Genomic DNA, 21,019 nt, shown 5'->3' on the forward strand with positions numbered 1-21,019 from the left:
TGTAGGGCCTTCTCTCAAAGTTCAGCCCTTGTTTTCTTCATTCTTACTTATGCTTTCTTTGTACAAATACAGGTAAGCTTTTGCCTCTTCGGACGGGTCATGATGCTTGGATGTTGTTTTCTTTCCACCAGAAATGAATTTATGTTGCAGCTCAGTAGAAGCCATCAAGGTTTTACATTGCTCCATAAACTCTTCGGCATTATTAAACAAATAACCATTAGAGCCATGAAAAATGACGCTTTTGTTTCCTGGAATATTTCGTGCAAGCACCGGGGTTCCCCACGCCATTGCCTCTAAGACAGCCATCGGCTGCCCTTCTGAACTCGATGTATTAACGACGATATCCGCCCACTCATAAAGGGTAGACATTCTATCCAAGGGTATAGGTTCCCAGTAATGAAACCATTTATATTGGAGATCCCATTTCTTTACTTCTTGAAAGGTTTTTTCATCGAGGTCTGCACCAATGATGGCAAATTGCAAATCAGGAAATACCTTTCGTAAAGAGACAAGCGCCTCTCCAAGATACAATACATCCTTTACTGGACGCAGTCCTGCAGGAAGGAGTATCTTTGGGCAGCCGGCAGGAAGCTGCATATCCATCTCCTTGTTATCTTCCAGGTGTATCCCTTGAGGAATGATATGCACTTTCCCTTTGCTTTCAGGAAAGGATCGAAGAACTTTCTCTTTTCCGTCCTGAGTAAATACAGTAATTCCGCTGCTTTGAAGTATAATGTCTTTCATTTCTTTCAGTTTATCAGGATCTTTGAAGTCTACATTCACGTCAGTCCCTCCCGAGGTTAGTAAAAGGGGCTGGGTAATCTTGATGCCTGTTTCACTGAGCCATTCTACAAACCTTCTCACATGAAGAGCATGCACGATGTCGCTTTCTGCTATTAATTCCTTAATTTTTTCATAACTTTCCTCTTCATAAGAAGCCACTTTTACGCTTACCCCTTCCCGGGAAAGAGCCTGGGTCAAGCGTTTTGCTGTCGTGGCATTTCCTCTGATTGAATAAAGGTAAGGAGTAAGAAAGACAACCTTTAATTCTTTCTTATCCTTAGTTGCCTTCATTTTAGCCATGTTCGTTCCTTATCCTTTCTTGCTGTCCATTTTTCATTATCAAGCCATTCTAAAAAAGGAACTAAATACTTCCGGGTCACACCAAGAACTTCTTTTGCCTCTTGCAAAGTAAATACCTCATTTGTTCCGTCATGTAACTTCCTTTTAGCTTCTGACACAGCCTTTTGGTCCCAAATATGCTTGTCATCCATAGGAATTGCTTTTCCATTTTCTAAAAGGTACTGGCGAAGCTCTTTCATTAAATCGTCTGGCAAAGATTGTTCCCTGGCTGTCTCTTCAAAAGGCGAAACAAGTAATCCTTCCCTTTGCAGAGCTGTGACTACGTTCTCCATTCGAGACTCCCAGCCTTTAGGGAAATGTGGAGTGAAATTCTTTAGAGCAATATATTGGTTATTCCTTTTAATTAATTCTTTTTGAATCCCACTATCAAGGAAATGCTCTAACAACCCTTTTGGATAAGATCCTTTATTCTCCTGAAGAATTTCACTTTTATTTTTACCTGCTCTTAATGGATAGGCAGTATGAAATGTTTCTAAGCTTTCCCTTAAACGATCCATAAAGTTGTCAAATAAATCCGGTAACGTAAACATCTGATTCTTTACTTCAATGACTGTTTCTCTATCCAGCATGAGAGAAAGCGTTTCTTCTGCCTCATCGGCTGTAAGGCCTGAATGTTTCACTATTTCATCCTTTCTCAGCCATTTATACTCAAGGAGAACATCCTTTATCCGGTCTTCCGGCGTCCCTTCGAGATCCTTTTCAAGCTTGTCTATTGTCTCTTGCCCAAACTTATACTTTTGGGTATCCGTATTAATCACCATTCCCCCGCCTATCGTTTCAACAGGAGTAGGCCTTCGCAAGATAAAACGATCTCCTCTCTTTGTGACCACAGGTTCATCAAGCCTTACCTGACAAAGAACCCGCTTTTTCCCTGCTTCAAGAACATTCCGGTCAAAGAATACAATTTTCCCGTAAACTTCCGCTGTCCCTAAATGAAGCTTAATATAGCCCCGTTGTTTTAGAGGGAATTTGATCGCATCCACTGTGGTAAGTTCCACATCAATTGTATCAGCAGACACATAATGGTCTGCTGATACAAGGACATCTCCTCTTTCCACTTCTTCCTTGTCAATCCCTCCAAGGTTAATAGCAAGTCTTTGACCCGCTATTCCTTCCCTTACAGGCTGCTTATGTACTTGGAGCTGTCTTGCTCTAACCGTTTTTTGCGCTGGCAGAAGGTTTACTGTTTCTCCTTCGGCAATTTTTCCTTCGTATACTGTCCCTCTTATGACCGTTCCCTGGCCATGAACGGTAAATACCTGGTCAATAGGCAGGCGAAAGGCTCCCTTAGGGTCTCGGCCAGGGACTCCTTTCATCATTTCCTGAATCCTGCTCTTGAGATGATCCAAACCTTTTCCAGACAAACTATCAACAAACACCAGGTCAGCTTGCTCAAATGGAGTACCTTGAACTTCTTCTCTGATATCTTCCTCCACAAGTTCCAATAGCTCTTCTTCTACACGGTCTACTTTGGTAACTGCAATTAATGAATGAGTAATTCCAAGAAACGAGAGGATTTCTAAGTGCTCCCTCGTTTGGGGCATCACTCCTTCGTCTGCCGCAACTACTAGGATTACTCCGTCAATTCCAGCCACCCCGGCAATCATCTGGCGGATAAATCGTTCGTGTCCCGGAACATCAATAATTGAAATATCCATCTCTTCATGTATGGAAAGGGGAGCAAATCCTGGTTCAATCGAAATATTTCTTTCCTTTTCTTCCTGCAGCCTGTCAGTATCTATGTCTGTTAATGCTTTTGTAAGTGTTGTTTTTCCGTGGTCAATATGACCTGCCATTCCAATGGTGTATGTATGTTTCACGGGTTTCCCCACCTCTTTGCTAACGTCTTTACTTACGTACATCTTACTATATTTGAGCAGCCAACAAAAATAATTATGTAAGCACGAGACTCTCTATCTTGTTTTCAATAAAAAAAAGTGTGCACTTTTGGGCAATCAGTTATCTTCAAACAAGAAAAAACACTCCTATAAGGAGTGTTCCGCCCAGTCCTTGATAATGATGATTCACCGTTTTTACTCTGTCGTAATCTGAAAAGTAACTCCAAATTTATCAGTAACAATTCCGTAAGCCGGACTCCAAAAGGTTTCCTGTAAAGGCATGGTCACTTTTCCATCTGCGCTTAAAGCCTCAAACACTTCATTTGTCCTTTTCTTATCGGAAAGAACAATACAAATTGTCACTTGATTCCCTGCCTGGTGGGGCTGGCCCGGAAAAGTATCAGAAAGCATCAAATCTGTCTCTCCTACTTTTAACAAGCCGTGTGCTATCCGGTCCTTTGCTTCTTCAGGAAGTGAAAACTCCGGGCTTTCTGGCATCTCGCCAAACGTTTGCACTCCGATAACTTTTGCACCTAAAGCATGTTCATAAAATTCAATCGCTTCTTTACCCGTCCCGTCCATGACGAGGTATGGATTTAATCTCATGGTCATTACTTGTACACCCCTGTTCATAGTTAAGGTCTAAGACATCATCCGTAATGATGTATTGGACTTTCGTATAACAAATTCCATAGTGGAAATCATTTTTCCTCTTTTCTATTTTCAAAAGAAGCTTCTTTATCTATCAGGATGGTTACATCTGAATGGGTCTGTAAAATAGAAGCCGGGAAAGACTCGGTCACTGGGCCAGTAATCATTCTTTTCACAGCTTTTGCTTTCTTCCTTCCAGCAGCTAAAAGGACAATTTTTTTTGCCTGTGTAATTGTGTTGAGTCCCATCGTAATAGCATAATGAGGAACTTCTCGTTGATTCTTAAAAAAGCGGGCATTCGCTTTTCTTGTATTATTGGTGAGCGTTGTGACATGCGTCCCTTTTTTAAAGGAGGTTCCTGGCTCATTAAACCCAATATGCCCATTTTCTCCAAGTCCTAAAATTTGGAGGTCAATCCCTCCTTCATCCTTTATCTGTTTTTCATATTGTTCACATTCCTCTTGTAAGTCACTGGCCAACCCATCAGGTACATAACGATTAGCTGGTAAGAGATCTACCTTACCAAAAAAATGATTTTGCATATAATAATAATAGCTGTTAGGATGTGACCGATTCAATCCTACATATTCATCCAGATTAAAGCTGACAGCTTTTTGATAAGATGTTCCATTAAGACGGTGATCTTCAGCCAAAAGTTCATACATGCGAAGAGGAGTCCCACCGGTTGCCAGTCCAAAAACAGAATCTGGTTTTTCCCTTACATGGCTGCTTACTATTTGGGAAGCCTTGAGACTTACCATTTCATAGGAAGAACATATAATGACTTTCATTGGATTCCTCCTTACAGACACCCCGCCCTTTATCTATTTTAGTATCTTTATGTATGTTATGTAAGGATACGCCGTACGACTCAGCAGTTGCTTTATCTCCTAACCTTCTTAGGGAAATAGAGGCTGTAACACACATTCCCCTTGATTTTTTTAGGCCAACATAATAAAATAAATATCTGTGGCCGAAAGGTCTTTACGGGGCTGGTTGTGATGCTGGTGCACGCCGAGGTCTTCAAAACCTTCAGGGAGGCTCGTGCAGTCTCCGGTGGGTTCGATTCCCACACAGTCCCGCCAACACATAGGTTTATGACTTACACATACTATACCTTTGCCAAGGTTTCATGAGGGTTTTTGCTTATAACCTAGGCAGACCTATTCACAAAACCTTCATGGTTATATCGCCTTTAGCCTTCTACCAAAATAAAAGTAGGAGGTTTTATTATGTCTAAAAAACCAGTCAAGCGTATGTACAAAAGATCACAAGTATCAAGTAAATTTAAAACGCACTCTTCACAATTGTATAACTGGATACAATGGTTAGATCTTCTGAATTGGTCCAAATAAGAAGAAAAAAGTAGATCTTAAAACAGGCTCCATCCCACTTAACGCACATGAAACCAAAACCAAGCGTCCCCTTATTGGGTAAGCCCCCTTTGGTATCCTCTAGCGTGTTCAGCGCGTAAAAAGGAAGGAAAAGTTGCTTCCTGACCTCAGGTTTCCAAAGGGGGCAGGGGCCCCAAGTCAAGGCTGGAGGAAAACAAATTTTATAGTAGTGTCTTTCCATAAGTTCTGAACTTGCCAATAGGCTAGCTTCATCGAGCAGATAGGTATAAGGGTGTTTTTTTTAAGGCGCTTTATGTAGGATTTTACATCCCTTTCAAGATTTTTAACTACTTAGCCAATTACAATAAATGAATCAAAGGTCTCTTAATCTTCTTCTGAATAATTCATCCTCTATCCACCCTCCACTAATAGTGCATTTGTTCTTATTCTTATGTTGTCACAATGCTCTATTTTAATTGAAGTGGCTTCCCTATGACTGGTGTTGTTGCTTATATTTTGACTTGATTTTATATTTCACTAACTCTTTTACTCTCCATGCCCCTGTAACAGTTGTAGCTCTGAAAAAACTTTTATCTGTTTCCCATTTTGCAGGGTCCTGGATAGGGTTTTCCCTCCGTTCAACAGCTACCTCAAATATATCATCGTCAAATTCTGCGATGTTAACTCTAAGATTATCATCAAGATATTCATAACTTTGGATTTTCATGTTACTTCCCTCCCAGATATTAATATATTGTCCTGTATTTTACAGTATGGTAGCCGCTAAATCTATACTCTAATCCTATGACCGTTTAATGGATACTAGTAACATAGAGAGCTTCTTCTTTAGCCTCAACTTGTATTCCTGAGCATTAACCTCCCTCTACTGTCCTGCAACCATTGTTTACCCCTTTGGTTTTCTTCTTATTAGCTTCTGGAAATACTCCTAATATACTTCTCTGCACTTTGTTTCATTGGCTTATGTGTAAACACAGTAGCTTTGGACTATCTTAGGTTTTGGGTGTTCAACAAGGCTGAGCTGCGCTTCAAGCCTTGTGATGAACGCAATTCATGTTGCTGTGTTGAATCATAGGCTTACATGGTGTTGTCATTTTGTCTGTGTTACTCTTGGATGATTCATCAAACGTGTTGTGGAGTACCTTTTCACTGTTTGTTTCTTTATAGTCGCTTTCAGTGCATTCTCGACTGTTATTTTTTTATGGTTTTTTATTTATCGAACTCAGCTTAAATGATAGCGTTTTGACAGAGGGTGCGTCTCTGACCCATTGGGATTTTACTATGTACTTAATACAACCCTTTCATTTCGAAAAAGTATATTTTTTGGATATTTTTTCCTTTTGTAAGGGGATTTTCAAATAAAAAACAGCACCTTGGGTGGGGATGCTGTCTATACAGGTATAAATTCAAATTTTTTTTACAGAGAGAAACCGTCTATGACCTTTACCGGTAAACGCAATTTTTACTTCCATCACTTCTGAATATGTTTTGAAACCGCTCATGCCAACGCCTCCTCTTATCATACAAGAGGACAAACGTAACCATTTGATTATGCATGGTCGATACGTACTTCCTCCATTCCCGACACTAGAGAAATTTTTTATGGAAAGAGGTGGTGTTATTCACCTTTAAACGTAGAAAAGGGCAAGGAATATACCCCTGGCACCTTATTACTGAGTTAGTTATCTGTTTTCATAGGATTATTTGTTTCTTCCTTTTTTTCCTTCTGTTTCTTTTTGAGAATCTCAGCGATGAATAGAATAAAGGTAAAAACTACGGCGCTCCAGGCTATTATATTACTAGGAACATTCAATATCCCTACAAAGCTTAGAACTACAGCTAAGACGATAACTGCAAGCGCAATTTTTTGCCAAAGTCGCAGTTTCATCCTTTCACTCCTTTCATTACTACTCTCTTACCCACACTCCATTATGCAAAACCTGGCAAATTATAACCTAACCTACTCCTAAATATAGACCAGTCGTACAACAAAAGCCCCCAATTCCATTACAGAAAAGGGAGCTATTCTTCTCTTTTATATGCATGTTGCTCTATCCAAATGACAGCCTCTTTAAAAGAAGGTCTTGTTTTGTCGTCAGCGATGGTGGAGTCCTCCATTCTTCAATCTCTTCACCCAAAGCTATTTAATCATAACCGTACCTGCTGCATTGAATGTGCATTTATGACCGTCAGAGAAACGATTTCTCCTTTTCTCTATGTATGTGCCTACATAACCTTTGATTAACGTGTCCTGGAGTATTTTCTACATCTTTTTTAGCAAGGTATATTTTCCTCTCTTACTAATTCCCTCCATAGCTTTACCGTTACGTTTCACTAACTTTTCAAAACTAGCCTTGACTCTTTTTTCACGATCACTTTTAGGATTTTCCCCATTGCTTTTTGTTTATAAAGCTCAATAATTTTCCCAACAGTCTCTTTATAAGACCACTCTTGTAAATTTCTTTCACTTACCATGGAACACTGTCCCTATTTTAAATACCTGAATTGATCATCAACACATACAAGAGTGTAAGGATATGGAAAATATTGTTTTTTTTTACTTTGTATCATATCATATTATTAAACAGCTAATTTTGATAACACTTACATAAATTAATTAATGATAGTAAGGTATGAAAATATGACACAACCTTGGTGATGAAAAGCACGATACGTATATTATATGAAACGAAAGGAGTGCGAATTTGGATACTAATCTCTGCCGTAAGTCTTGGTCTTGTGGTTCTAATATGAGGATGCATGGGAAACCATTGAGTTTGGGCCAGATGGTAAAACCATAATTGATGCATTTCCAACATGGGTTTGCACGAAACAATGTGGATATTACATTCCAATTAAACAGAAAAAAGGAGGTAGATGAAATGACACGATTTTATAAGTTAGTAGCTATTAACAATCGTGATCAAGAGTGGATGTATAAGGAGTTTCTAGATGGTAGGCTTCACTTCGGTTGGAGTCCACCTGGATCATATCTAAACATATTAAAAAATAAAAGTAAAAATCAAATGAGTAATCAAGAAAAGGTGACATGGCGATATACACAGTTCCTTGTAAATCGAATTAAAAAAGGTGATGTATTACTTATTCAGTTTGAGCAACCTTTAAGAAAATTACTTATTGCTGAAGTAACAGATGGTTACGATTATGCTACTGAGGAAAAAGAGGATTTTAATCATATTATCCATTGCAAGCCTATCACAAAAGACTTTATCTCTATTGAATCAAAGTACGTAACCAAATCATTGAGACATGCAATAACGAAACGTGGACAGTATTATCAGATTTACCCTAAGGAGGCTATAAAAAATATTGAAGAATTAATAGAGGAACACTTATGGGAGAAAAATGACTACAAAGAAAAGTTAACAAATGAAATAGCAATCTCTGATACGAAAACCGCTATTATTGAAACTACTATAGATATGATATCGAAAAAATGGCCTGGGAAAGCTTTCGAGTACTTCGTTGAGGATTTAATAAAGAGTATTCCTGGAATGGCCGCTGCAGTACGGGATTCAGGTAAAGGTTGGGATTTACTGATTCAAACTACAGATCCACTATCAAATGAGATATTACTAGAAGGTATTCCAGTACAATGTAAAAACTATAGAGGGATTGTTACGGATAAAAGACCCATTAGGGATTTAGAAAAATGCATAATTAACTCTAATAAGAGTCTTGCTTATTTATTCATTATGGGCCAGCTAGAAAAAGATTACCTAAACGCCATCAACGAATTACAGGAAGAACTAACAGAGAAATTACAGAGGGAAGTTAAGTTAGCAGTTGTTCAACAAGAACGCATTGCAGAAATGTATTTAAATTCCTTGAAATTAGAGAGTATTCAATAACTAAGGAGGAATCACATGTCAGTGGTTAATAGTTCATTACAGGTCCCAGACCCGTTTATTGCAGACCAAAACAAAATTACTACAGCTGTTGCTGCAGACTTAGAGAGAAAAGGGTTTGAAACAACATTCGGTAACCACCAAAGCGCAATTGATCTGAGAGCAGCAAAGGGAGAACTAATATTTCACATTGAATCACGTGGGAATCAAGCTCTTGCTCATATTGGAACAAATAAAGTATACAAAACTGATCAAATAAGCATTCATCTTCCAGAACAAGTTAACCAGATAATGAGATTCATGCAAAGCCATAAAGAAAGAATAGATCCAATATTTATAATTGCCAATCCCGATATAAAACGATTTAGACTTCAGGTTTCAAGAATAGAAAAAGCTCTGAATAAACTTGGGATTGTTCAGGCATGGGTAGATGTTAATGGTGATGTAACATATCGAGGTCAACCTGAGTTCATAAATTTATTAGGTCTAAATTATTCTATATAATTCTTTATAGCTCTTTCAATAACTCAACTTTCACTTCGGACTTTTGTAATAGTTAATTAGTTGACTCAAATTAGAATAGTTATACAATCTATTATTGTCTAAAACTTTAAATTTCTTTAGGGGGTTACCATGAATATACTAGAGCAGTTCGGTTTAAATGATGAGCAGGCTTTAATATTATTTAGTTTGCAACGGTCTCTTGTAACGGAAGATATTAAGGCTGAAAAAATATGTCTATACAGAAAAAGAAGAAATAAGGCTTTAAGATACATAAGCAAATAGCCTCCAATAGAATTCCTTTTTTGCTTGGAGCCAGTTCGGTACCAAATCAAACACTTGTGCAGCATCTTCGACCGAACCCAATTTTTAAGATTTTCATCCCCTTAAACAACCTCTATTGGGAAACGATATCTTTTCTAAAACTATTATGATGGTCCTACATCCTACGAAGAAAACTCTCTGTCTAAGGACAGGATGTCTATATAACAACAAAAGAGTATGTACAGGAATGTACATACTCTTTTACAGCTGTTTACTTTTATTTTTTACCAATCAATACGATTATCATAAATGGTGTTCGTCATGTTTCTTAGTTCAAATATTTTATCAAGTACCTTAGTGGCTCCCTTTCTTACAGGTTCAATTATTGGTTTACGGTCATTCTCAAAATAATAAAAGGCATCTCTATATCCATGCTCCTTTAACATTTTTGCTAAATACATCCCATCTTCTAAAGCCCATGATGCACCAATTCCCAGCATTGGATTGGTGGCATGTAGGGCATCCCCTACAAAAGTGACTCGCCCATGATACCAATGAGGCAGTTCTTCCAACTCAAAGATATTTCTAGAGGTAATGCTTTCTGTATTGTTCAGAAGTTCACTAAATGGATTATCCCACCCACTAATTTTTTCTGATAACCAATCCTTTATAAACTGATTGTCTGCCAACTCTAATTTCGTTGCAGGAATTTTTCTTTCTTCTTTCCCCACAAATTGCCATAATATATCTGCTTCTGAAGTTGGAGAACATTTACTTACAAAAGTACCTAAATAATTATCAAAATCACCATAGACACTTGCATTAGTATCAATTGTTTGCTTTACATTCGAAGAAGATACCAGCCCGTGAATACCATAGTAACCAGAATAAATAGGTTTAATATGAGGATATATTATTTCTCTTGTTCTTGAATGAATGCCATCTGCCCCGACCAAGATCTCTCCCTTTTCCTTTGAATCATCAGAGAAGAAAGCTGTAATACTTTCAGAGTTTTGTTCAAAATTAACCAGCTTTTTATTGTAGTGTACGGGTATATTATATTCCTCAGCTTTTTCTAAAAGTAGTTTCATTAGGCTATGTCTACTAATCGTAATAAATGTTTTACTAAAAAAATCATTTCCCGCAAATGTCATGCTGGACAGTTCTTTATAGTTACTGGTGTATGTGGTCTCAGATTCCAAGGGAAAACTATGGTCTGCAATTTTATTTATACCCAGTGTTTCCAGGACATTCAGGCCATTTGGTGTGAGTACAAATCCTGCCCCGCTTTCTCTTTCAACTGAAGCACCTTCAAATACACTACTTTCTATTCCAGCCTTTTTTAAAAATAGAGCAGTGGCAAGACCACCAACACCAGCCCCAATGATAATTACTTTTTCTTTCACATGAAACACTCCTTTTTTATAACCAGGGGTAAAAAACAATTAATAAGCTTATGGAAAATATACTACCATTTATTCGGACGATCGGTCAATTAATTTATAGAATGGTGCTTGATATAAATTCAAAGTCGTATAAAATTACTTTTATATGTTATTTACAGCTACATTTTTTATAATAAATTTACTAAGTAAGTGGGAGGATTTATGAGTAGGCCATCTGGAATTAATAGTGAAGATACCAAAAAGTTAATTGAGGATAAAGCAACTAAATTGTTTGAATTAAAAGGCTTCGCAGCGACATCTATGTCGGATATAAAAACTGAAACACAATTAAGCAAAGGAACTATTTATTACCACTTTAAAAATAAGGAAGAGCTTTATTTATTCTGTATAGAACAAGCATTAAACAAATTTATTAACGAGTGGGAAATACTGATGGTAAAAGAAGAGTGGGCTACTGATAAATTATACTTGTGGGCACGTTTATGCAGTTTAGAGATTCATAATCCTTTAATCACAACATTATCGGAGTATATGATATCAACAAAGAAAGAAAAATCTTTTGTCGTAGAACTGTTCAAGCCTGAATTTGAGATCGTTTCGGAGATAATACAAGAGGGTATTCATAAAAAAGAGTTTAATAAGGACCTAAATGTTGAAGAGATAAGTGTCATTCTATTAGCCCTCATTTCCGGATTATACGATACAGCATTATTAGCGTTCAACACTCAAGAATCTAAAGAGCTTCTTTATAAAAATGCCATAGACACTGTTATTAACGGAATTAGAACTACCTGACCAATTGTTATTGCTGTTTACCTTTTATTGAATTTCTCACCTTAGATAACGATCATCTGAGCAGTACCTTGCTTTGCTCGGGCTTATTAAGTTACCAGAGATTCTTTTGAAGAAGCCTGGACGAATACATTTACCTGCGTCATTAAAAATTCTTTTTCTACACCCTTGTAGTCCATTTGGACATCACCCTTTTCCTGAATGTAAGAGATTCGCATAAGTCTTAAACAATGGAATGTTTTTCAAAACGGCCGATGTATTGATACCATAAGTTTTTCAAATTGCTTTAGGAAAAGATATATTAATACTTACGTGCAACATCTATCACCTTGAGTCTAGTATTAACCAGATTTTAAGCGGCTACTGTCTGTACGTACATTAAAATCAAAACAAAAACATAAGAGCGAATATTCTTGTATAGTGAGGAAAAATTTGTACATGAAAATTCATTACTAAATCTTGATTTTAAAATGACAATTTACAAGTGACCTACAACACTACTAATATGATTTAACAAGCGAGAGCCTTTGAACAATAAAACCCAAAAAATTCGATTCCTCAAACGTTAAGGAATCGAATTTTTTAGGTTGAACTTTGTTTAGTGAACAAAATTCCCGAAGTATTGACGAGAATCTAGAAAGTGACGACTTTTATGAGTAACAACCAAACGACCACAGTCAGTTCTCATAACGGAACAATTGTCTCTTCCCATTTTTTCAGACATAATACTGGCATCACAAAAGGTGACACCAATGAAGAGTTAATTTTAAGGATTTATGGGACAGCCCTTTGCTGTAGCGAATTCCCCCAGTCACTAAGGAAGTAAGGCAAACCTTTGCTATCGTATCGCAGCCTTATCCGTTTTCACTGTTCCTTCGGGTATCTCGTGTACAGCATCTATGAGCCGAAGGGAAGCTGGATGGTCAAGCTGATAAAGGTTATTAATATTATCGATATTTTCCACAATTCTACCGTTATCCATTACGGCGACAGAATCTGCAATATATCTAACCACTTGAAGATCGTGAGATATAAAAAGGTATGACATATGGTAGGAATGTTTTAATTCCACAAGAAGATCCAGTATTTGCAACTGGGTGGGTACATCTAAATTACTCACTACCTCATCAAGTACAATCATGCTTGGTTTTGTAGAGATCGAACGAGCAATATTCACTCTTTGCAGCTGGCCGCCACTTAATTGTGAAGGGTATTTGTTTAAATGATGCTTGTCCAATCCTACATTTTTTAATACAGTTTGAATAATTTCTTCTCGTTCTGATTGGTCACCTCGCTGATTCCGTAAAGGTTCTTGTAAGCTTTCTCTTATAGTCAGTTTTGGATTTAAAGCACTAAGGGGATCTTGAAACACATACTGAAGGTTCATTCTTAACATTTTTCGTTCCTTGCTGCGAAAAGCTTTCACATCTTTGCCTAAGTAAAAGATCCTACCAGAATCAGGCTCCTCTATCCCACACAAAACTCTTCCTGTTGTACTTTTACCGGACCCGCTCTCCCCAATTAATGCAAGACAATGAGCTTGTCTGATATTAAGAGAGACATTTGACATCGCTTGAACATTTTGTACTATTCTCCCCTGTTTTTTAAAGCTCTTTGTCACCGCCTCCATTCTCATGAGCATCACCTGAACTCACCTCTAATTCTTCTACTTGACGATAGTAGTTTCTGGGTATACGGGTGTTGTGGCCTGAAGAATAATTCTTGAGTAGAAGCATGTTCAACTATCCTTCCATTTTCTAGGACAATGACCTCGTGGGCCATTCTATATAGGACACTTAAATCATGAGTGACAAGGAGCATACCCATCCCTGTTTCCAGGGATAATTTCTCCAATTCATCAAGGACTATTTTCTGATTGACAGAATCTAACGCCGTAGTAGGCTCATCTGCTACTAAAAAGGAAGGTTTTAATACAAAGATTAACGCTATCATCACTCTTTGGAGCATTCCACCACTCAGTTGAAAAGGAAATTGATGAAAAATGGCCTCGGCATCTCTCAGTTGAAATGTTTGTAAGGCTTTTATCGCTTTTTCCTGCGCTAGACTTTTTGATATTCTTTGATGAGATTGGATGGTTTCAACCATTTGAGAACCAATGGTGAAAATAGGGTCAAAAGCAGACATTGGATTCTGAAAGATAGAAGCAATCTCCTGGCCGTGGATGGATTGCCATTCTTTTTGAGAGATCGTTAAAAGATTTTTGCCTGCATACCTTATGCTTCCCTGTGCATGAAGACTTGGGGGCAACAGTCCGAGTATGGCCAGGCTGGTTAAAGTTTTGCCAGATCCGCTTTCCCCTACTAAGCCAAGTACTCTTCCTTTCTTGATCTCAAAAGTAACTCCGTGAAGAAAAGAAGCATTCTTCTCCGGGATCGTTACCTTAAGGTGTTTCACTGATAGAGCTGAAGTCTGAGCCATGTTATAACTCCTTTAAGCTAAAATCTTTCCGATCACGGTAATGGTCTCCCAATATATTAAAGGAAAGAACAACTATAAATATCATTAATCCAGGACCTATCATTAGTTCAGGGTTACTGCGGAGGAAAGGGCGGCTGTCATTTAGCATCGTGCCCCATTCTGGAGCCGGCGGTTGAATGCCCAACCCTAGAAAGGAGAAGGCAGCAATATGAAGGATCACACTTCCGATATTTAGTGTTGCTAAGATAATAACTTGAGGTAATACATTAGGTAAAATATGACGGCATACAATGATCGGAGCAGGTGTCCCGGATAACTTTGCAGCAATCACATAATTTCTTTTTTTCAGACTAAGTGCCATCCCCCTTATCAGCCGGGCATCACTAATCCAAAATACTAATATCATAGCTACAAGCAAATTCAGCAACCCTGCACCAAGAATGGCGATTAATGCAAATACAAGTATTAAACCAGGAAAGGAAATTAGAACATCACATGCTCTCATAAATAGTGAATCGATCACACCTCCGCTGTAGCCTGAAATAATTCCCACAACTATGCTGATCAGCATGGAAACGGCCACGACGATAAGCGCACTGCCTAAAGAAATGCGAGCTCCATATAACAACCGAGAAAATATGTCTCTGCCTAAATGATCCGTTCCAAGCCAAAATTCTGCAGAGGGTGGCTGCAATCTCAAATTCATATGATTTACTGTGGGATCATGTGGAGCAATAAAGGGAGCAAGTATAGCTGCCATACATAAGATCATCACACAGGTTAGAGCCAATAAAGGTCCTGGCGGAAGTGTGCTTTTTCTCATTATCTTAATCATGATGTCCCACCTCTGAGTTCCATCGTATGCGCGGCTCCAAATAAGCATAGATGATATCAACCAACAAATTTATAAGCATAAATGTGATTGCCATAAACATGACACTAAATTGGATGACAGGATAATCCCGGTTCAAGATCGCAGATACAAAGTAACGGCCAATTCCCGGCCATGAAAAGACACTTTCAACGATAATCGTTCCACTTAACATGTACCCTATACTGATGCCAAAAATGGTCACACATGGCAGGAGAGCATGTCTTAGAATATGTTTCCCATAAATCACATGCGGCTTTATTCCTCGTGCTTTTGAATAAATAACAAATGGCTGATCCTTGCTTTCTAAAAAGCTTGTCCGGAGAAGACGGCTGTAAATCGCTATATATGGTATCGCCAGGGTCATGGTCGGTAAAAAAATGTGTGCCAAAGAGCCTGTGCCAGATGCAGGGAAAAGGTTTAACTTTAAAGAAAAAAAGTACATCAGCAAAAAACCCAGCCAAAAGGAAGGCATGGAATTACCCGCAATAGCACTGAACCTCATGACCTTATCTATCAAACGATTTCTGAATATAGCAGATAAGATTCCAACTGGGATACTGAAGACTACCGTCATAACTACTGAAGCAAAAGTCAGTACAATAGTCGCAGGAAAATAATATAGTACTTCTTCAAGCACTGGGCGCTGCGTGACAAAGGAATAGCCAAAATTCAATTGCAAGGCCTGGCCGAGCCAATGTATATATTGTACTGCCAGAGGACGGTCGAGACCAAGTTCTCTCTGTACTCTAGCGATCGCCTCATCTGTAGGAGGTATATTAGATAATCGAAGGTATGTCTCCGCAGGGTTTCCTGGGACAAGCTGCAAAAGAAAAAATGTGATAAGAGAAACACCAGCCAACACAGGTATCATAATTACTAAACGTCTGATTACAAAAATAAACATCCTATTTTAACTCAATTTCTTCCAACTTAAATTCATATTCTACCGGAGAATAGTCGACCCCCTGAACATGAGGGTGGTAAGCCGCTATATTGGTTGTATAGCTTATAGGCAAATAAACAGCTTGTTCATGAAGAGTACTTAATATATCTTCATATAATTCCTGGCGGGGTCCTTCTTCAAGGGTAGTTAACACTTCACTGATTTTTTCATCAATTTCTTCTTTCATTGGCAAACCAGCCTGGGCAGCATAATCCGCATGAGATGGAGTGCGCATGGAAGATACAAAAGAATGGGGATCATATGGGGCCCCCCATGTATTATTAAATATCAAATGAAAATCTCCAGTTTTTTGGCGGTTCAAATAGGATTGCTCTTCTTCTCCGAGTAAGATTAAATTGATCCCCATTTCACGAAACTCACCCTGCATAAATTCTGCAATTGCTTTTTGAAGATGGTTGTTGTAATCAAAGGAAAGCTCAAGCACCAATTCTTCTTCATCTTTCATTCGATAATCTGACTCATCTGATTGCTGCCAGCCTGCTTCCTCTAATAAGGCCTCTGCTTTCCCTGAATCGTATTCATAAGGCGGTAAATCTAGATCACTATATGGTACATTGGGTGCAAAAAGAGTATCAGCTTTCTTTTCCGTTCCATGCAAAATTCCCTCGATCACCATGCTTTTATCCAAAGCATGATTAAGAGCCTGCCTGACCTCTATATCCTTTGTAGGCCCGCGGTCTGAATTAATAGCAAGAGTTCTCGTGCCCATAGGATCACTTAGGCCCGTTTCGTATGTATCACTATCTTTTATGTATTCATAAGCGTCCAAGCTAATTAGTCCATTTCCATAAATAAGATCTATGCTCTCATTTTCAAATTCGATAACCCTGGTCTCATTATCTGGAATAACTTTTACTATTAACTCCTCAAAGTCCGGCTTTTCGCCCCAATAATTTTCATTTCTCTCAAATACCGCTCTATCGTTTTGACGGTATTCCTTTAATACCCAGGCACCAGTGCCAATGGGCTCATCTATCCCAGCGCCATTTTCATTAAAGCCAGAGGCTCCTAGAAACCGAAAAGGTCTTACTAGTGCTAATTCCTGCAGTAAAGGATAATAAGGGTTCTTTAATGAAATCGAAAAGGTTCTTTCATCTATGACTTTTGTATCTTCAATTTGATTCACTAATTCAAGCCAACTATGATCTTCTTTTTCTGCTAAAACATGATCGAAATTCTTTTTTACAATTTCTGCATTAAACACCGTATTATCGGAAAAGACAACATCATCCCGAAGAGTAAAAATATATTCTTTTCCATCGTCGGCTACTTCCCACTCTTTTGCTAAATGCGGTTGAATCTCTCCGTCTTTGTCATATAAAACTAATGAATCGTACACTAGGTTTTGAGCAAACATTTCATTAGGAGCGTAGCTGTGAGGATCTAACTCACCTATATCCTGTGGCCAGGACATCGTTAGACTATCCTTTGTTTCCTCTGAGGTATCTGTATTTGCCGATAACGAACAACCGGTTATTGTAACAGTGGTTAATAGAATAATAGGGAAGGATGTAACAGTTTTTTTCATTTAGTATCTATTCCTCTCAAACTATATAACTTTTTTATATTACCACTGTAACACGAATTGATTAAATTGTGACACAATTTCTATTTTTCTTCAAACGAATTCAATGGCGCAGCTGTGAACTTCCCATAATTGACTCCCTTTATACTGATTAGCTGATTACTGATAGCACGTATTTTCTGCGCTGCCCCCTTCACTACTATAATTTCCAGGCAATTGTCAGCATCTAAATGAAAATGTGTTGTTGCAAGGATTTCATGATGCAGATTATGCTGTATTTTTGTTAACTCTTGCATCAAATCCTGCTGCCGATGATTATAGAAGATAAGTATACTCCCTGCGATAAACTCCTCGTCTTTTTCAGTACTTTCTTGTACTATAGTGTTCCTTACTAGATCCCTCACAGCTTCAGAACGGTTTTCATAGCCTTTTTCTTCTATTAACTGGTCAAATTTATTCAATAGGCCTTCTTCCATGGAGACCCCAAAACGTTTTAAATTTCCCATTACTACTTCTCCTTTAGAATTATTATTAAAACAAGTTTCCAACAATGTTCACTGACACCCAATTTACTTAATAAAATAAACCTTTACTGAATATAACATATAACTATTTTAACAATTTATTAAGTTTCATTAGAGAATAAATACCAATAAAAAAAGGTAACTAATGTATACGCGATATGGTTACCTTTTTACTTATTTGCTATTTTCTTTAAAATTGGTTTAGTATAGCGAATTTATCAACAGCATCAATCTACTGTACAGTAATGACTCTGTTGTTTTCACCTTTCTTATTAAACATAAACAGCGTTGAATAAGACAATTGTATAGCTTTTATAGTAAACTATTAGTATTTGCAAAAGGAGGCTCATTCTCATGAATATTTTACTTTTAGGGGCAACTGGACGAGTGGGAAGTCATTTAGTTACTCACGCTCTGGACGCCAGACATCATGTTACTGTATTAGTCCGTACTCCAGAAAAAATTCAAATAAATAATGAAAATTTAACCGTTATTCAAGGGAATGTTTTAAATAAAGAAGATATCGCACAGACAATGCATGAAAGTGATGTGGTTATAAGCGCATTAAACACTGATGGCACCACCACTCTATTAGAAAGTATGCGACTTATTATCGAAGCAATGGAAAAAGAAGGTACAAAACGAATAATAACTATAGGAACTGCAGGTATCCTGCAAAGTAGAACCACGCCAACTTCCCTGCGCTATCAATCAAATGAATCAAAGCGTAAGTTAACCCGTGCAGCGAAAGAACATCATAAAGTTTACGATATGCTCAAACAATCAACCCTTGATTGGACGATTGTCTGCCCTACCTACTTGCCAGATGGCGAAAAAATAGGCAAATATCGTATAGAGCGAAATTTTTTGCCGGAAGATGGAGTTAAAATATCCGTACCGGATACCGCAGAATTTACATTCAGCCAGCTTCAAACAAGCGATTATATAAAATCACGTGTAGGGATCGCCTATTAATAATACTTTTATACTACCTTCGAATTGGAAATTTCCTTAAGTAAAGATTGTGTTCTTTCATATCAATACTTAAGTTCTACACCCATCACCTTGAGTCTAGTATTAACCGATTCTTGAGCGGCTACTGTCTATACATAGGGCCCATAGTTCCTGGCTAACATTTGTGTTCTCTTCATAAGCAGGGTAAACACTGGTACCAATAATTTGTTTCATTTGCTTGATGAAACCCGGAAATTCTTTCGGTGACGGTTGCATGATTTCCAGTTTATCGTTGAATAGTTTCCCGGTTGTATGTTTAAAGTCTTCCTCTGTACAAATCTTGAAATATTTATCAGCCATGTAGGAAGCTGGTGGGATAAATAAATTTTGAACCCTGGCGATCACTTTGTACTTAGGCTTGAATTTTTGAATCGTTGCCTTAGACATTTTCGCGCCATTGATTTGTATGGCATTGACTTTGATCCCGTCTTGTTCAAACTTCTCAGCCATTTTAAACGTTAATAAAGTGAGTGCCATTTTCGATTCGGCATACATTTTATACACACTGAATGATTTAATGATTTCTTCGTGCTTACCGTCCAAATAATCAATCTTACGTTTTGTGTCAAAGAAATGCTTAATGATATTGCTTCCTGCATGAAGGATTCTCGGATCTTCAGACTTTCTCAATTGATCCAATAATAAGTGTGTCATAAGAAACGGTCCAAAAACATTGGTGGCAAATGTGAGCTCAATACCCTCAGCACTCTCTCGGTATGGTTCTCCGTGGTTAAAATAAGCTGCGTTATGAATAAGAATGTCCAGCTGTTCATAGCGATTTTGAAAGGCTGAACAAAACTTACGAATGGATTCGAATGAGGATGTATCGAGTTCCATCAGTTCCACGTGATTATTGGCAGTTGCTTCTATGATTTCTTTTTGCACTTTTCTACTAGTTTCCAAGTTCCGACAACCCATAATAACCTTGTAATCCTCTTTAGCAAATCGTAACGCGGCTTCCTTCCCAATTCCCGAATTCGCCCCAGTAATGATTACCGTCTTGTTTTTCATTTTTATATTCCTCCTCGAATATAGCTTTACTTGTTTTCTTTCTTATGCAGGCAATCGCCATGTTTACTCCTAAATAAGAACAAGCATATTGCCCCTGCCATTCCACCTGCTAAATGAGGGATATGACCCACAGAACCAAACAAACCAAAGACAATAGCTATAACAGAAACTCCAAATAAAATAATAGGCAATACAACATTCGGCAGTTGAAAAAATAACTCTTTATCCCTCGGGAATGCTAAATAATAATAGAATAGCAGTCCAAATCCTGCCCCACTAAACCCAATACCAGCTTCTCTCCATAACACAATGGATAATCCGCCTGCCAAAATACATAAAACAATCAATATAAAATACCTGTTCTTCCCTAGTAATTGTTCTACCCACGGCCCTACTAACAGCAACACTGCCATATTTAATAAAAAATGATAAGGTTCTACATGTACAATGCCATGGGTAAGAATTGTGTACCATCTTTCTGGTAACTCCTCATTGTTTAATGCTAAAAACCGTATATGTTCTGGGTCACTTAAACGGGCAACAAGGAAGATCAACGACGATAACGTAAAAAATAACAAAGTAACAGGCGACTTTTTCAACCTTTGAATCATTTTCAATTGTCTACTCTCCTTTTCCTTCCTTTATATCTATGGCTTCGTTGGCTCTCTTCCCCGCTTCTTTTTTATAAATAACAATTGTTATATATCATATATTATTTTATATGCCGAATTATGTTTTTGTAAACCATTTTAAGAACTTTTTCTTTTAGAAAACCCGTTTTCATTTAATGGTGTTATAGTAAAAGAAAAAACTGGGAGTTAGATGAAAAATTCGTTGCGTAAAGCAAAAAAG

Annotated in this window: 20 protein-coding genes and 1 tRNA gene; 6 read left to right on the forward strand and 15 right to left on the reverse strand. The window is 37.8% G+C overall.

From position 1 onward, the window contains the following. Positions 1-21 precede the first annotated feature (21 nt). From CEF17_RS08495 to nagB, 4 genes are all read right to left on the reverse strand, one after another. A complete protein-coding gene (locus CEF17_RS08495) occupies positions 22-1,083 on the reverse strand; it encodes a glycosyltransferase (protein WP_100399149.1) in 1,062 nt (353 codons plus the stop codon). After that, a complete protein-coding gene (gene selB, locus CEF17_RS08500; RefSeq protein WP_232725469.1) occupies positions 1,071-2,963 on the reverse strand; it encodes a selenocysteine-specific translation elongation factor in 1,893 nt (630 codons plus the stop codon). Before selB ends, CEF17_RS08495 begins: the two co-directional genes overlap by 13 nt. Before the next feature lie 213 nt (positions 2,964-3,176). After that, complete coding sequence (locus tag CEF17_RS08505; protein WP_100399151.1) at positions 3,177-3,593, reverse strand: VOC family protein; 417 nt, start codon at positions 3,591-3,593, stop codon at positions 3,177-3,179. Between the two features lie 89 nt (positions 3,594-3,682). Further along, positions 3,683-4,423: a glucosamine-6-phosphate deaminase gene (nagB, locus tag CEF17_RS08510; RefSeq protein WP_100399152.1), complete on the reverse strand. Its 741-nt coding sequence runs from the start codon at positions 4,421-4,423 to the stop codon at positions 3,683-3,685. 197 nt (positions 4,424-4,620) lie between these two features. Here nagB and CEF17_RS19985 point away from each other — a divergent pair. Then, positions 4,621-4,717: transfer RNA gene (locus CEF17_RS19985), tRNA-Sec, on the forward strand. A gap of 739 nt (positions 4,718-5,456) precedes the next feature. Here the strand turns inward: CEF17_RS19985 and CEF17_RS08520 are convergent. Beyond that, positions 5,457-5,693, reverse strand: coding sequence for a hypothetical protein (locus CEF17_RS08520; RefSeq protein WP_100399154.1), 237 nt, complete (start codon positions 5,691-5,693; stop codon positions 5,457-5,459). A 969-nt stretch (positions 5,694-6,662) separates the two neighbouring features. After that, entirely contained in the window at positions 6,663-6,872 is a 210-nt protein-coding gene (locus CEF17_RS08525) for a hypothetical protein (RefSeq protein ID WP_100399155.1), read from the reverse strand. A gap of 994 nt (positions 6,873-7,866) precedes the next feature. On the opposite strand from CEF17_RS08525, the gene CEF17_RS08530 reads away from it, so the two are divergent. The 3 genes from CEF17_RS08530 to CEF17_RS19990 all read left to right on the forward strand — a co-directional run bounded on the left by CEF17_RS08530 (position 7,867) and on the right by CEF17_RS19990 (position 9,639). After that, complete coding sequence (locus CEF17_RS08530) at positions 7,867-8,856, forward strand: restriction endonuclease (RefSeq protein WP_100399156.1); 990 nt, start codon at positions 7,867-7,869, stop codon at positions 8,854-8,856. A 15-nt stretch (positions 8,857-8,871) separates the two neighbouring features. Continuing rightward, entirely contained in the window at positions 8,872-9,357 is a 486-nt protein-coding gene (locus CEF17_RS08535) for a hypothetical protein (protein WP_100399157.1), read from the forward strand. Between the two features lie 129 nt (positions 9,358-9,486). After that, positions 9,487-9,639 (forward strand): hypothetical protein, encoded by a 153-nt coding sequence (locus CEF17_RS19990; protein ID WP_157842989.1) that lies wholly within the window; start codon positions 9,487-9,489, stop codon positions 9,637-9,639. A gap of 263 nt (positions 9,640-9,902) precedes the next feature. Here CEF17_RS19990 and CEF17_RS08540 read toward each other — a convergent pair whose 3' ends face one another. Further along, complete coding sequence (locus CEF17_RS08540) at positions 9,903-11,024, reverse strand: FAD-dependent monooxygenase (protein ID WP_157842990.1); 1,122 nt, start codon at positions 11,022-11,024, stop codon at positions 9,903-9,905. Positions 11,025-11,225: 201 nt separating this feature from the next. On the opposite strand from CEF17_RS08540, the gene CEF17_RS08545 reads away from it, so the two are divergent. Continuing rightward, positions 11,226-11,819, forward strand: coding sequence for a TetR/AcrR family transcriptional regulator (locus CEF17_RS08545; RefSeq protein WP_100399159.1), 594 nt, complete (start codon positions 11,226-11,228; stop codon positions 11,817-11,819). Between the two features lie 835 nt (positions 11,820-12,654). Here the strand turns inward: CEF17_RS08545 and CEF17_RS08550 are convergent. The 6 genes from CEF17_RS08550 to nikR all read right to left on the reverse strand — a co-directional run bounded on the left by CEF17_RS08550 (position 12,655) and on the right by nikR (position 18,124). Continuing rightward, positions 12,655-13,452 (reverse strand): ABC transporter ATP-binding protein, encoded by a 798-nt coding sequence (locus tag CEF17_RS08550; RefSeq protein ID WP_157842991.1) that lies wholly within the window; start codon positions 13,450-13,452, stop codon positions 12,655-12,657. 5 nt (positions 13,453-13,457) lie between these two features. Beyond that, positions 13,458-14,255 carry an ABC transporter ATP-binding protein gene (locus tag CEF17_RS08555; protein ID WP_100399161.1) on the reverse strand — a complete coding sequence of 266 codons (798 nt, stop codon included), beginning with the start codon at positions 14,253-14,255 and terminating at the stop codon, positions 13,458-13,460. A 1-nt stretch (position 14,256) separates the two neighbouring features. Continuing rightward, on the reverse strand, positions 14,257-15,090 hold the full coding sequence (nikC, locus tag CEF17_RS08560) for a nickel transporter permease (protein ID WP_100399162.1): 834 nt from the start codon (positions 15,088-15,090) through the stop codon (positions 14,257-14,259). Further along, a complete protein-coding gene (gene nikB, locus CEF17_RS08565; RefSeq protein ID WP_100399163.1) occupies positions 15,083-16,033 on the reverse strand; it encodes a nickel ABC transporter permease in 951 nt (316 codons plus the stop codon). Before nikB ends, nikC begins: the two co-directional genes overlap by 8 nt. A 1-nt stretch (position 16,034) precedes the next feature. Next, entirely contained in the window at positions 16,035-17,621 is a 1,587-nt protein-coding gene (nikA, locus tag CEF17_RS08570) for a nickel ABC transporter substrate-binding protein (RefSeq protein ID WP_100399164.1), read from the reverse strand. An 80-nt stretch (positions 17,622-17,701) separates the two neighbouring features. Continuing rightward, positions 17,702-18,124 carry a nickel-responsive transcriptional regulator NikR gene (nikR, locus tag CEF17_RS08575; protein WP_100399165.1) on the reverse strand — a complete coding sequence of 141 codons (423 nt, stop codon included), beginning with the start codon at positions 18,122-18,124 and terminating at the stop codon, positions 17,702-17,704. 372 nt (positions 18,125-18,496) lie between these two features. Here nikR and CEF17_RS08580 point away from each other — a divergent pair, with 372 nt between their 5' ends. Further along, positions 18,497-19,117, forward strand: a complete 621-nt coding sequence (locus CEF17_RS08580; protein ID WP_100399166.1) for an NAD(P)-dependent oxidoreductase — start codon at positions 18,497-18,499, stop codon at positions 19,115-19,117. A gap of 102 nt (positions 19,118-19,219) precedes the next feature. Here the strand turns inward: CEF17_RS08580 and CEF17_RS08585 are convergent, their stop codons facing one another. Beyond that, positions 19,220-20,167 carry an SDR family NAD(P)-dependent oxidoreductase gene (locus tag CEF17_RS08585; protein WP_100399167.1) on the reverse strand — a complete coding sequence of 316 codons (948 nt, stop codon included), beginning with the start codon at positions 20,165-20,167 and terminating at the stop codon, positions 19,220-19,222. A 26-nt stretch (positions 20,168-20,193) separates the two neighbouring features. Further along, positions 20,194-20,778: a rhomboid family intramembrane serine protease gene (locus CEF17_RS08590; RefSeq protein WP_232725567.1), complete on the reverse strand. Its 585-nt coding sequence runs from the start codon at positions 20,776-20,778 to the stop codon at positions 20,194-20,196. Positions 20,779-21,019: the final 241 nt, after the last annotated feature.

It is taken from the genome of Bacillus sp. FJAT-44742 (genome assembly GCF_002797315.1).
In the GTDB taxonomy this organism is placed as follows: Bacteria; Bacillota; Bacilli; order Bacillales; family Marinococcaceae; genus Thalassorhabdus; species Thalassorhabdus alkalitolerans.